Source organism: Oculatella sp. LEGE 06141, assembly GCF_015207605.1.
Classification (GTDB): Bacteria; Cyanobacteriota; Cyanobacteriia; order Elainellales; family Elainellaceae; genus Oculatella.
This window is the reverse complement of record NZ_JADEWO010000038.1, coordinates 59,285-72,399: the sequence shown is the minus strand read 5'-3', so window position 1 is coordinate 72,399 and position 13,115 is coordinate 59,285. Positions and strand designations below refer to the sequence as shown.

General features: G+C 51.7%; 13 protein-coding genes. 8 read left to right on the top strand and 5 right to left on the bottom strand.

Translation table 11 applies throughout. The features are described from left to right. The 4 genes from IQ268_RS22110 to IQ268_RS22095 form a co-directional block, all read left to right on the top strand. Positions 1-713 (top strand): DMT family transporter (locus IQ268_RS22110; protein ID WP_193883781.1); only part of this gene is annotated, 713 nt, incomplete at its 5' end. A 79-nt stretch (positions 714-792) separates the two neighbouring features. Then, entirely contained in the window at positions 793-2,238 is a 1,446-nt protein-coding gene (locus tag IQ268_RS22105) for a peptidoglycan-binding protein (RefSeq protein ID WP_193883779.1), read from the top strand. A gap of 154 nt (positions 2,239-2,392) precedes the next feature. After that, positions 2,393-3,490 carry a glycosyltransferase family 4 protein gene (locus IQ268_RS22100; protein WP_193883777.1) on the top strand — a complete coding sequence of 366 codons (1,098 nt, stop codon included), beginning with the start codon at positions 2,393-2,395 and terminating at the stop codon, positions 3,488-3,490. A gap of 2 nt (positions 3,491-3,492) precedes the next feature. Beyond that, positions 3,493-4,458, top strand: a complete 966-nt coding sequence (locus tag IQ268_RS22095) for an LD-carboxypeptidase (protein WP_193883776.1) — start codon at positions 3,493-3,495, stop codon at positions 4,456-4,458. A gap of 25 nt (positions 4,459-4,483) precedes the next feature. Here the strand turns inward: IQ268_RS22095 and IQ268_RS22090 are convergent, their stop codons facing one another. From IQ268_RS22090 to trxA, 4 genes are all read right to left on the bottom strand, one after another. Then, positions 4,484-5,155 carry a HEAT repeat domain-containing protein gene (locus tag IQ268_RS22090; RefSeq protein ID WP_193883775.1) on the bottom strand — a complete coding sequence of 224 codons (672 nt, stop codon included), beginning with the start codon at positions 5,153-5,155 and terminating at the stop codon, positions 4,484-4,486. Positions 5,156-5,274: 119 nt separating this feature from the next. Further along, positions 5,275-5,703, bottom strand: a complete 429-nt coding sequence (locus IQ268_RS22085; RefSeq protein ID WP_193883774.1) for a hypothetical protein — start codon at positions 5,701-5,703, stop codon at positions 5,275-5,277. Further along, complete coding sequence (locus IQ268_RS22080) at positions 5,703-6,788, bottom strand: LOG family protein (protein WP_193883773.1); 1,086 nt, start codon at positions 6,786-6,788, stop codon at positions 5,703-5,705. The genes IQ268_RS22085 and IQ268_RS22080 overlap by 1 nt, the downstream gene beginning before the upstream one ends. Before the next feature lie 381 nt (positions 6,789-7,169). Then, the gene (gene trxA, locus IQ268_RS22075; protein ID WP_193883772.1) at positions 7,170-7,493 is read right to left on the bottom strand and encodes a thioredoxin; all 324 of its coding nucleotides are present in this window, start codon (positions 7,491-7,493) and stop codon (positions 7,170-7,172) included. A 131-nt stretch (positions 7,494-7,624) separates the two neighbouring features. Here trxA and IQ268_RS22070 point away from each other — a divergent pair, with 131 nt between their 5' ends. Together IQ268_RS22070 and IQ268_RS22065 are read left to right on the top strand one after the other, a co-directional pair. Next, positions 7,625-8,398, top strand: a complete 774-nt coding sequence (locus IQ268_RS22070) for a class I SAM-dependent methyltransferase (RefSeq protein ID WP_228035621.1) — start codon at positions 7,625-7,627, stop codon at positions 8,396-8,398. A 95-nt stretch (positions 8,399-8,493) separates the two neighbouring features. Further along, positions 8,494-9,516 carry a nuclease-related domain-containing protein gene (locus IQ268_RS22065; RefSeq protein WP_193883770.1) on the top strand — a complete coding sequence of 341 codons (1,023 nt, stop codon included), beginning with the start codon at positions 8,494-8,496 and terminating at the stop codon, positions 9,514-9,516. An 80-nt stretch (positions 9,517-9,596) separates the two neighbouring features. Here IQ268_RS22065 and IQ268_RS22060 read toward each other — a convergent pair whose 3' ends face one another. Continuing rightward, a complete protein-coding gene (locus IQ268_RS22060; RefSeq protein WP_193883768.1) occupies positions 9,597-10,925 on the bottom strand; it encodes a homoserine dehydrogenase in 1,329 nt (442 codons plus the stop codon). A gap of 747 nt (positions 10,926-11,672) precedes the next feature. Between IQ268_RS22060 and bchL the strand changes: the two genes are divergently transcribed. Beyond that, on the top strand, positions 11,673-12,536 hold the full coding sequence (gene bchL, locus IQ268_RS22055) for a ferredoxin:protochlorophyllide reductase (ATP-dependent) iron-sulfur ATP-binding protein (protein WP_193883766.1): 864 nt from the start codon (positions 11,673-11,675) through the stop codon (positions 12,534-12,536). 107 nt (positions 12,537-12,643) lie between these two features. Continuing rightward, positions 12,644-13,084: a DUF5331 domain-containing protein gene (locus IQ268_RS22050; protein ID WP_193883764.1), complete on the top strand. Its 441-nt coding sequence runs from the start codon at positions 12,644-12,646 to the stop codon at positions 13,082-13,084. Positions 13,085-13,115 lie beyond the last annotated feature (31 nt).

The window sequence follows — 13,115 nt, the reverse complement described above, 5'->3', positions numbered from 1 at the left end:
GTTTTGGGGTGCTGGGCATTAGCTTGCTGGGGCTACCCGATGCCTGGATTTACAGCCTGTTGCAGGGTGAACTGCCTGCTGTAACCGTTCAAACCGGAATGCACTGGGTTGACCAGCTCTTTCAAAGTGGAGAATGGCTGATGCTGTTGGCCGCGATGTCGATGGCCATTGGCACGGTCATGGTGCGGTATGTTTGTCGCTACACCGATCCCGTGATTGCCACGGGTTGGCATATGATATTGGGAGGTCTACCACTCTTTGCCCTTTCGGCTGGACTGGAATCTCATCAGTGGACGTATCTACAGTGGTCTGACTGGACGGCGTTAGCCTATTCCACGATTTTTGGCAGTGCGATCGCCTATGGGCTATTTTTCTACTTCGCCTCCAGCGGCAACCTCACCAGCTTCAGCGCTCTCACGTTTTTGACTCCCATCTTTGCACTGCTGTTTGGCAATCTGTTTTTAGCTGAAGTCTTGAGTCTAGTTCAGTGGGTTGGTGTTAGTCTGACGTTAATTAGTATCTACCTAATTAACCAACGAGACATTTTGTCTCAAACGTTCAACCTCAGGCGTGCGGCAAATCGTGAGATTCCTGTGACATGGGAAGAAACATCCGGATCTACACCATCGTCACCAGAAATTGACCGTGATATTACTGAAATCTCAACTGTGAGGTTAAGCATGGTAGAACCAGAATCCGAAGTTTCTCCATGAATAACGGCTAGGATTGAGCTAACTTGAGTTCACCTCGCAAATCCTCTAGTCTGCATCCTCGAACTCAGACTCAGACCCCATGTCCCATCGTTCCAACTTACTGCTGGTGACTTGTGTCACTTGTTTTGGCTTTGCCCCTAGTCCGGCAATAAGTCAGGCTGTGGTTTTGGACGACCGAGTTGGGGCGGTTAAATGGGCAGCCGTTCAGGCGGATGTTTTCCCAAATGACGCACTTCAACTGGATCGGGTCGTCGCGGACAGATCTGCTGTCGCTCAGGCTATTTCCCAAACGGTGAGCGATCGCCTCAGACCTGGCTCAGTTGAGTTAGCTACGGCTCAAGTGCCCCTCCTTACCGATGAAGCGGCTGATCTGAAGGCCGGTAGTCAGGGACAAAGGGTTGCCGAGCTTCAGGCCATGCTGCAAGAGCTGGGATATTACGAAGCCGTGGCGGATGGCGTGTACGGTCAGGGAACGGTTGTTGCTGTCCGGGCTTTTCAAACGGCCAACGGATTGAGTGCCACCGGAGAAGCAGACCCCGTTACCTGGGAGCGATTACAGCAAGCCCTGGTTTCGTCACTGTCGGCTGAGGAGGCGGTAGCCGCTGAGCCTGCCCCATCTCCTGCCGCTGCGTCCCCAGAAGCCATATCCGCCGCTGATACCGATTCTACTAATCCCTCTGCTTCGGCTTCGGCTCAACCCGGCTGGCTGTGGTGGGTCTTTGTGGGGTTGGGGGTTGCTGTTTTGGGTGGAGGCTGCCTCTATGGAATTAGCCGACTGCTCCGACCCACGCCTGAGCGTAAGCCCGATCGCCACAAACCTGCTCATTTGCCAGCCAAGCCACCAGACCCTTTGCCCGAAGACCAGAGGCCACCCCTGCTGTCTGAAAGCGATCGCAACGGTTACACTGAGCCACCTGCCGAACCAGAGCCTGACCCTGCCGACGCGCCAGAGTCATCGGCGTTGACGGCTGAAACACCCGCCCTATCGGAAACGACGCGGCTGTCTAGAATTGATATTGTCGAAGAATTGATCAAGGATCTGAATAGTCCCGACCCCAGGAAACGACGCAAAGCAGTTTGGGAACTGGGTCAGCGGGGCGACTCGAAGGCCATTCAGCCTCTGGTTGATTTAATGATTGATTCAGATTCCACCCAGCGCAGTCTGATTTTGGCTTCGGTTTCAGAGATTGCGGTACGAGCGCTGAAGCCAATGAATCGAGCGCTGTTCATTTCCTTACAGGACGAAAGTTCTGAGGTTCGCAAGAATGCGATTCGCGATTTAACTCGCGTCTATGAAATGCTGACCCAGGCGAGTCAGTTTTTGCGGCACGCCGTTGAAGATTCTGATAAGGAAGTGCAAGACACGGCACGATGGGCGTTGGGACAACTCAATCGGATTCGTACGGCACCGGAAAATGACAACCTGCCGCCCAGCTTGCCCAATTCCAACCTGCCCAATTCCAATCTACCCAATTCCAACCTGCCGAAGGATCATCTGTCGGGAGACGTGTCAGACTCTAACTAGTCAGACTCCAACCAATACGCTGAGGCGGGAGTGAGCATACTATATTCTGCTCCGGCATTTCCTGCTTCGTCATTGGTCATTCGCCCTTTGTTCAGATAACCAAGGGGATACGAGTCTCTGCCTATGCCTACTGGTCTTTCAGCACATAGCTCCCGTGAATTCTAAGTTATCTCAGTCACTCAAACTGCTGTTTCTCTCAACACCCGTGGGGCCGCTAGGGTCGGGGTTGGGGGGTGGCGTTGAATTAACGCTCAAGAATATTGCCCAGGCATTGAGCGATCGCGGGCATCGGGTGCAGGTTTTGGCACCAACCGGGTCTGCGCTGCCAGATGTGGCGATCGTTCCAGTTCCTGGCAACCTGCAAGTGACCGCTCAGACGCAGGGACGGGATGCTCCCGTTATCATGCCTGGTGATGCGGTTTTAGCCCAAATGTGGGAACACGCAAGACGCATTCAGCAGGACTATGACGTGTTAGTCAACTTTGCTTACGACTGGCTGCCGTTTTATCTCACCCCCTTTTTTGATCGTCCGATCGCCCATCTGGTCAGTATGGGATCGCTTACAACGGCAATGGATCAGGTGATTGGGCAAATTGCCCATCAGTTTCCAGGCAGCATTGGGGTTCACAGTCGGGCGCAGGCGGCCACCTTCGATTTTGCCGAACGCTGCCGTTGTCTGGGGAATGGGCTTGACCTATCGCTCTACGATTTTCAGCCCGTTCCGACGAACGGTCTGGCATGGGTTGGACGAATTGCACCCGAAAAAGGAATTGAAGAGGCGATCGCCGCTGCTCAAACGGCGGGAATTCCGCTTAAAATCTGGGGAGTGATGCCCGATCGCCGCTACTGGCACTCCATTGAGCAAGCCTATGCAGGTGCGCCCTTCAGCTACGAAGGCTTTTTATCCACCGCCGAACTGCAACACCAGTTAGGGCAATGTCGCGGACTGCTGATGACACCTCGCTGGGTAGAAGCATTTGGCAATGTCGCTATTGAAGCGTTGGCGTGCGGTGTCCCAGTGATTGCTTACCGTCGAGGTGGCCCTGGTGATATTGTCGAGGATGGCAAAACGGGATGGTTAACTACCCCTGATTGCGTGGATGAGCTCGTCGCTGCGATCGCCCGACTCGATCAAATCGATCGGCGCGATTGTCGGCAACGCGCCGAAGCGGAATACTCAATGGCGGCAATGGGCGATCGGGTCGAGTCCTGGCTGCGAGATCTGTTGCACAAGCGAGATGAAGGATTTTAGCTATGGGGAATGGGCAAATCGCTTCCAACCCGGCAACTGAGCCAGACCAAAACGCAACGGCATCTGCTTTACCAACTCCCCTCTGCCAACGACCTGCGCCTCTGAAGCCCGGTGATTTGCTGAGGGTTGTGGCTCCTAGCGGGACGCTGCGGGAACTGGATGCTTTTCAGCGCGGGGTGGAGGTCTGGCGATCGCGCGGGTATCGAGTTGAGTGTTGTTCTGGTTACGATGACCGCTGGGGCTATCTGGCTGGACGCGATGCTAGTCGGCGATCGCAGCTAGCGACAGCGTTGAACGATCCAGAGTGTTGCGGTGTTCTGTGTGCCAGAGGTGGGTATGGCGGGGCAAGGTTGCTAGAAGACTGGACATGGACATTAAGCGAACCCAAATGGTTGGTTGGGTTTTCGGATATCACCAGTTTGTTGTGGAGCTTGAGTACGCTCGGCATCTCTGGGGTTCATGCCCCGCTGCTAACTACGCTGGCAGCAGAACCAGATTGGTCAATCCAGCGTTTATTTGACTGGGTAGAGGGGCGATCGCTGCGTCCCCTTCAGGGCATGGGCTGGGGTGGGGGGAGTACGAGTGGCATCTTGCTGCCTGCTAACCTGACGGTGGCAACTCACCTGCTCAACACGTCGGCTCAACCCAGTTTGCAAGGAGTGATTTTAGCACTGGAAGATGTTTCAGAAGCACCATATCGTATCGATCGAATGCTGACTCAGTGGCGCATGAGCGGTGCGTTCCAGCAGGTTTGCGGCATTGCACTGGGACGGTTTAGCCAATGCCAGCCTCCGGCCAATCTTCCTAGCTTTACGGTTGAAGAGGTGCTGCGCGATCGCCTTGCGGATCTAGGCATTCCAGTGGTTTCCAATCTTCCCTTCGGGCACGATGGAGAAAACGCCGCTCTGCCCGTGGGCGTGGTAGCCCACCTGGATGGCAATAACGGCGTTTTGAGAATAGGCGATTAGTGCCAATTCCCCTCTCAGCGATCGACTACGACTGTTCCTCTAACCGCTTCAGCGAGATCGTGGCGGCTGCCGAGACGTGGGAATGGCTGTCTTTTTCCAGATAGCGCAAGGCCGATATACTTTTGTCGCTAGGCAGGTTTCCCAGGGCTTCTGCCAAACGCTGACGCACCAGCCAGTCGGGAGATTGGGCAAAGCGGAGAATATGACCTACCGAATCCACCGCTTTAATCTCACCGATTGCCGCGATCGCCGCTTGATGCAGCACGACTTCATCGCTGTCTAACGCCTGAATCAGCACGTCACGGGCACGCATGTCCTTAAGATTTCCTAACGCTACGGCTGAGCTAAACCGTACCAGCCAGTCGGTATCTTCGTAAAAGGCTCGCACCAGCGGTTCAAAGGCTCTCAAATCTTCGAGATAGCCCAACGCCCCCGCCGCATCTGCGCGGATGCCATAATCTGCATCGGTTTCTAGCAGTTTAACCAGAATCGGAAAGCAATCGTCGGTTTGCTTGATCCCCAGGGCAAAAACGGCCATCGAGCGAATTTGAAGATTATCGTCATCTAACACTTTTTTGATTAGCGGCACGGCATCTGCCGCGTCCACGCTTCGTAAGGAAGCCAGAGCCACCATGCGATCACGAGAATTCTCGCTCTCAAGCTGACTAGCGATTTGCTCCAGGCTCAACTGACTCATATTAATCATCCAAATTTACATAAATTCATATCTTTTTCATTATAGGAGTTTGCACCCAACCACAGTTCCACCCAACAGCAGAAGCGGGCGGACAGTTCCAGGATAGATGCGGCGATCGCTTATGGGCGGGCTTTCAGCACTTCCAAATGCTGTTTGACCTGCTGGAAGGCGGTTTGATTATCTTGCTGAAGATAGAGTTCTGCGGCGGCGACCAGGTTAGCAACGGCCTCTCGGTCTTGACGCAGGTTGGCGATCGCCAAGCCCCGGTTGTGGTGCGCTTCTGCCAGGGTTGGCATTTGCTGGATCACCTCAGCAAACTGGTCGCTGGCCGTACGGTAGTGACCTGCTTGATAAGTCGCAACCCCGGCTTGAAACTGGTTTGTTAGGGCTGGAGGAATATCCGCCCGCTCGGACAGAGTGGTAACTGGCTGGTCGAACAGTACCGAGACACTGCCCGACCCTTGATAAGCCCATACCATCGCCGCTATGCCGCCTCCGGCGATCGCAGCAATAAAAGCAAACCACGTTAGGAAATGTGCTGTTTCCATTATTTCTGCTCTGGATGAGCGGCTTCCGGCGTTTCCATCCCCAGTTGGTTGATGACTCGAATCAGTTGGCTGAGTCGGCCAAAGTCTCGCTGGTTGAAGTACAGCAGCAGTCGGGGCAAGCTGGCGATCTCGCTCTCGCTGCTCGATTTGCCATTCAGTTCCTGTGGCAGCGCCTGACTTTTCTCAATTTTGCCCTTGGTTAAGATGTCGCTAAACTGCTCGTTGAGGTAGTCCATGTCGGCATCCGACAACTCTGTTTTGAGGCGGATAACAAACCGATCGTCCACATAACGACTGGAGTGAAAGACGCGATAAAAGCTGGCGATCGCTTCACAGGCCACATCAATGCGATCGGTTATGGTATACAGGCTGAGATCATCCGGGCTAATTAACCCCATCTGCAACAGGTGATTGCGGATATGAGCATCCCAACTCTTCCAGTACTCGCTGCCTGGTGGGTCAACTAATACCAGCGGTACCAAACCAGACTTTCCGGTTTGCATCAGCGTTAAACATTCAAACGCTTCGTCTAATGTGCCAAACCCCCCCGGAAACAGAGCCAAAGCGTCGCTCTCGCGCAAGAAAAATAGCTTTCGAGTAAAAAAATACTTGAAATCAATCAGCTTAGGGTCATTAGCCATGACCGGGTTTGCCCCTTGCTCAAAGGGCAACTGGATATTCAAGCCAAAGGACTTGTCAGCCCCGGCTCCTTCGTTGCCTGCCTGCATAATGCCGCCACCCGCTCCGGTCATTACCATGAATCCTTGCTGAGCGACACAACGGGCAAATTCGATCGCCATTTGATAGACCGGATTTTCGGGGGGAATCCGGGCTGAGCCAAAAATGGTGATCTTTCGCGTGTGACGGTAAGGGTAAAAGACCCGGAACGCCCGCTCCATGTCTTGCAGCGAGGCACTCAAGATTTTCCAATCCAAGCGGTCTGCTTCTACCTCAGCCATCCGGGTGAGCGTTGTCAAGGCTCGCTGAATTAACCCACCATGTTCCATATCGGGGATCTGCTGAATTAATTCGCAAACTTCTGCCTGAAGTGACTCAAGTGCTTGATGTGAGCGGGAAAACGTCATGAATTCCTTGTAAATTGGCGGCTTTCTATTCTAACTGGATCGCTCCAGCCCTGTTTTAACCAGAGGTTAAGTTGGTAGCGCTCCTGCTACACTAATTTTCCCACACCTGCCTGCCAGCGTCGGCTTTTGTCCATTGTGCCGTGAGGGTTTCGCTCACGGTGCGGAACAAATCCGCGCCATGCAGGTTTAGACACTTAAGATTGCAGCCTCACGTTGCTTCAAGGCCACTAATGAAAACGCCCCAACCCAGAGCAGGTTAAGGCGTTTACAAAGAAGTATGGGATATATAAGGCTGCATTTATATAGCGAACAGGTGGATTGAGCAGCCTAGAGCGAATGATAAATCGCTAGCCTAGTAGTAAAACTCAAACCATCTGCATCTTAGAGATATTTCTCTAGTGTGCTTGCCAGCGTTGTTTTGGGCACTGCACCAACGACCATATCCACCCGCTGCCCGCCTTTGAAGATCATCAAGGTTGGGATGCTGCGAATGCCGTATTGGCTAGCAACACTGGGGTTTTCGTCTGTGTTGACCTTAACGACTTTAACTTGCCCGACATACTGCTCGGAAATTTCATCGACTACAGGCGCTACCATTCGGCACGGACCACACCAAGGTGCCCAGAAATCGACCAGTACCGGAACATCGCTCTCAAGCACTTCTTGTTTGAAGGTAGAATCTGTAACTTGCGCGGCTGCTGACATGCCTGAAAATCCTTGCCTAGATTATCTAATAGAAATCTTACCATAGCGAAAACTGGAGACTCCGAGTACAGCTTCTATACAATCAGACACAATCGGAGTATGGCTTTAACCGAAGGCACTTTGGTAGTAAGATGACATCTCTTTTTAGACTTATATCGCTCGTGCTGGCAATGGGCTGGGGTTTGTTGCTAACGGCTTGTACAGCATCGCCAACAGATTGGTCGATGGAGGCGATCGCCTCCTGGACTACTTTTACTACCGATGGCATTTACCAGGAGCGAACGATCCACAGCGCTGATGGTATTGGTAAGTTTTACATGGGTCGGGAAATTGCTCAGGTGATGGGGCATCAAGGTGCGGCATGGCTAGAGCGACCCAGTCGGGCGATCGAGGAACAACCGAACCAGGTGGTGGCGGCACTGAACCTACAGCCCACAGACATAGTGGCAGATATCGGTGCTGGAACAGGGTACTTCAGTTTTCGCATCAGTTCACTTGTGCCGGATGGAACAGTGTTTGCTGTTGATATTCAGCCCGAAATGCTCGATATCGTTGAGTTTTTGCAGCAAGAGAACCACATAACGAATGTCGAAGGCGTTTTGGGCAGCACCACCGATCCTCACTTGCCTGCTAATACGGTGGACTTAGCATTAATGGTGGATGCTTACCACGAGTTTGATTGTCCCAAAGAAATGATGGAAGGATTGGTTAAAGCCCTCAAACCAGGTGGACGAGTTGCCCTGGTTGAGTATCGAGGCGAAAATCCATTTGTTGCGATCAAACCGTTGCACAAAATGACGCAACGGCAAGCAAAGCGAGAAATGCAGGCGATCGGCCTGGTGTGGCAAGAAACAATCGACGTTTTACCGCAACAGCACTTGATGATATTTAAGAAGCCAGCATAATCAACACCATAGGGTTAATGCCCTGCGAAACCCCAGTGCTGATGTGGGCACTCTAAGCCCAATTCCCATCAGACCCTTGCATTCAACCAACTTAAATGATTATTAAGGAGCTTGACCCCTTTACGGCAACCGATCTGTTTTCCAAAGCGGGGCGTGCGGCTGAAGAACAGCTTGCTTTTTATCTACGACGCTCGTTTCACGACAGAAAAGACCTTTATATATTCAATAATTTGCGGCTACAGCAAAACGGTGATGCAGCGCAAATCGATCATCTTATCTTTCATAAGTATGGAATGGTCATTGTTGAAAGTAAAAGTGTGACCTGCCGGGTGCAAATTAATGACTATGGTGAATGGACACGGGTGAACGGCAGCCGTGTAAAAGGAATGCCGTCACCTATCCATCAAGCGAAACGCCAGGGCGATTTCCTTAGGGCTTATCTCGAACAGCATGTAGAGACATTGCTGAAGAAATTTTTGGGATTCTATCAATGCAACTTTTCCAGAATGCCGATTGATATTTTGGTGGCAATTTCTGATTCTGGGATCATTAATCGGCCTAGAAAGAATGGTTTACCTGAAGTATGCAAAGCAGATCAAATTCCGGATAAAGTGTTAGCTCTTTTCGAGCGGCGGCAAAAAGCCAGCAATCTACTGAACTTCGATTCTACCGATCCCCTCTATGCTTTAAGCGATGATGCGATCGCCAGAGTCATTCATTTTTTGCTCAAGCATCATCACCCTCTTGAGGTGAAAAACGCAAATTTGAGCCAACCTCAAGCTTCAACTTCTCAGGCTATCCCTTGCTATCAAGAGAGCGATAGAGAAGAGTTGCCTCAAGCCAAACCTGATGCAAAACGGCCTCAAACGAATGGTGATCCATTACAACTCAGTTCAAAACCCATCTGCCGCTATTGTCAAAGTGCTGATTTGGCTGTGATGTACGGCAAATATGGATATTACTTCAAGTGTTCGCAATGTGATGGTAATACTCCTATCAAAGCCACTTGTTCCGCCTGTTCTGAGAAAGGAAAAATCCGCAAAAGCCGTCATCAGTTTTATGTAGACTGCGATCGCTGCAATGCCTCTAACCTGTTCTACACCAATCGGGCTACTTAAGCATGATCAATAATCAGCAACGGAGCAGGCATAGTATGCTCACTCCCATCAGCGTATTAGCTCAAGCAGAATGGGCAACATCACAGAACGCGCAGCAGGCTAGGAACGGTGCAAACAGCTTCAAAGGTGCGAATTTCCTCCAGAGCTTTATGGAAATTTCCTTCACGCACGTGGTGTGTGACGACTACAATCTCAGCCAGGTTATCGCGCATACCAATTTGCACCACTGATTCAATGCTGACATCATGATTGCCAAAACAGGTGCCCAGCCGCCCAATCACACCGGGCGAATCCTGCGTGAGGATGCGGGTGTAGAAGCGAGTCACCAGTTCTTGCATGGGGGCGATCGCACAATATTCTTGATGCGAACAGGCCAACAACGGATCAAGCAGCGGAGTGCCGTCGGTTTGGGTGACTGTGCCTCGCCCCACCTTGAGAATGGCTGCGATGTTGAGTAAATCTGCCGCAACGGCGCTGGCAGTGGGGCCAGATCCGGCTCCTGGCCCAAAAAACATCACCTGCCCGACCGGGTCGCCTTCAATTAAAACAGCATTGTAAACGCCGTTGACGCTGGCTAGCGGATGCTCTTTGGGTACCAGGGTTGGATGCACTCTCACCTGAAGCTGTTCCGGTTCGTTAGCCGATTGGTGTAAATCGCGGTGAGCCGTGGCCAAGAGTTTGATCACAAAGCCGAGCCGTTCTGCATAGGCAATATCATCTGCGGTGATTTGCCGAATGCCTTCTCGGTACACCTCCGACAGTTTGATGCGGCCACCAAAGGCCAGCGAGGCCAGAATGGCAATTTTGTCGGCAGCATCAAATCCATCGACATCGGCGGTTGGATCGGCCTCGGCATAGCCCAGTTGCTGTGCGTCTGCCAGGATGCTCTCAAAATCCCCTCCCTCGGTTTGCATTCGGGTCAGGATGTAGTTGGTGGTGCCGTTGACGATGCCAGTAACCGTGTGGATGCGGTTGGCACAGAGCGACTGTTTTAATGGTTCGATCACAGGGATGCCTCCTGCAACTGCCGCTTCAATTAAGACATAAACGCCAGCCTGATTTGCTGCCGAGAAGATTTCCTCGCCATAGCGGGCAATCACGGCTTTGTTCGCAGTAACCACATGTTTCCCGTGGGCGATCGCCTTCAAAATCAGCGATCGGGCTGGTTCAAGGCCGCCAATCACCTCCACCACAATATCCACCATTGGATCGCTCACGATCGCATCCAGGTCATTTGTAAACAACTCAGGAGCCAGGGCAACAGAACGCGGCTTATTGGGCGATCGCACACCCACTTTGTAAATTTCGACTTCTTTTAATAGAGGATGTCGCTTTTCTGGATTTAGCAAAATATCTGCGGTTCCAGAGCCTACCGTTCCCAACCCCAATAAACCGACCTTGAATGCCACAACCTGAACCTGCTCACGAAAAATTCTTCATTCCCCATTGTAAGGGCGCAGCGGAATCGCAGCGGATGATGGCTCACTCCAAACCAACGGCACATGCCGCTGCCGCCAGGTGAGACAGCACGGCGCAAAATCGAACATCTCTTAACCTAATCGGGATTAAAGTGCCAATTTGGCATGAGTTTTTCCAAACATTCACTATTTTTAACAAAGATCGAAGTACAGCTACTTTCTCACGGCCAGGATGGCTGAGAAGGGGCGATCGCCCTTCTATTGGGGCAAAAAAATCACTTTAACTGAGTGATATTGGGCAAGCGGCTCTAAGAGGATGTTTGAAAAGTGCTGAACGTCACTCGAACAGCCCCCTAAATCCCCCAATTCTGGGGGACTTCCGAGCCGATTCTCGTTCAAAGTCCCCCATCTTGGGGGATTTAGGGGGCGAGTGCAGGACATTTGCTACTTTTTTTTGTGTTTTGTTCCGTTTTTTATAAAGAGGTAGACATAAAATTGGTTCTGCTTCCATAAAATCGGCTGAGAAGGAATTGGAAGAGTCAAGCACTTCAAACGAGCCTTCGACAAGGCTAAGGTTTGAATGACTAGGCAAGACGTTTTGCACCCCCCTTTCTTTCGGTCGAGAGTTCGTCAATAATGCAGTCAATAGCCAAGCGAGCTTAAGCATACGGATGAGGGTTGTTCGCCTTGCATGACAACCTCGCCCCTTTGAGATGACACTATTAGGAGACGACCAGCGTGAAATTAGCAGTCTACGGAAAAGGTGGAATCGGCAAATCTACAACCAGCTGTAATATATCGGTCGCTCTGGCAAAACGCGGTAAAAAGGTATTGCAGATTGGTTGCGATCCAAAGCACGACAGCACGTTTACGCTAACCGGCTTTTTGATTCCAACGATCATTGACACCCTGCAAGAAAAGAATTTTCACTACGAAGATGTTTGGCCCGAAGATGTCATTTACAAGGGCTATGGTGGCGTAGATTGTGTAGAGGCCGGTGGCCCTCCTGCGGGTGCAGGATGCGGCGGCTATGTCGTTGGGGAAACCGTGAAGCTTCTGAAAGAGCTAAACGCCTTCGATGAGTACGATGTCATTCTGTTTGATGTATTGGGCGACGTGGTGTGTGGCGGGTTTGCTGCACCGCTCAACTATGCAGACTATTGCATGATCGTCACTGATAACGGCTTTGATGCCCTGTTTGCCGCCAACCGCATTGCCGCCTCCGTGCGTGAAAAGGCTCGTACCCATCCGCTACGGCTGGCCGGGTTGATTGGCAACCGCACCTCCAAGCGAGATTTAATTGATAAATACATTGAATCGGTGGCAATGCCCGTTCTAGAAATTTTGCCGCTGATCGAAGACATTCGGGTATCGCGAGTGAAGGGCAAGACGCTGTTTGAAATGGCCGAGTCTGATCCCTCCCTCAACTACGTTTGCGATTACTACCTCAATATTGCCGACCAGATTTTGGCTCGGCCTGAAGGGGTTGTGCCTCAGGATGCGCCCGATCGCGAACTGTTTACGTTGCTGTCAGACTTCTATCTCAACCCCGCTCCCCCCCAGAAATCGGAAGAAGAAGAACTCGATTTAATGATGGTTTAACGCTGATGGTGTAGAAACGTGTTGAGTTTTGAATTTTGCATAGTGAGTAGAGCGAAATCGCTTATTATGCAAAATTCATTACTCCTCACCTCTGCAAGAATTGGTTTGTGAACACACAACAGCTTCGTCTAGCTCTAAAGACTGTTTGGCTTGATTACTACCGTGAACATCGCCCCTGGTTAACTCGCCTCGGAGTGTGGGTTACCTGTGACGGACAGCGTCGTCCATCGTCAAGCTTTATTTTGGCTACCTTGGCCATCCTGGAACCCGAACTGACGCAACTCCTTCCGCTAATTGTTGACCTCAGCAGTAATCCAGACCGCATTGTGATGGCGCTTGGTCTTAACTTCAATCCAGATAAAGCGCTGGAGGGGGTGACCGAGACGGAGGGTGAGCTCGCTGGGGAATCGGTCAAAATGCTTCCCAGTAGCCCCTCTGCAGTGGATGTGGCGATCGCCCGTACTCCCATTCGTCGAGTGTCAATGGTTGACGAATCATGTGAAGGGGTTCGAGGAGAAGACAGCACAGATACAACTCGCAAGCGTTAATTGAATTCATCCGTCACCTGGCTCCTAACGA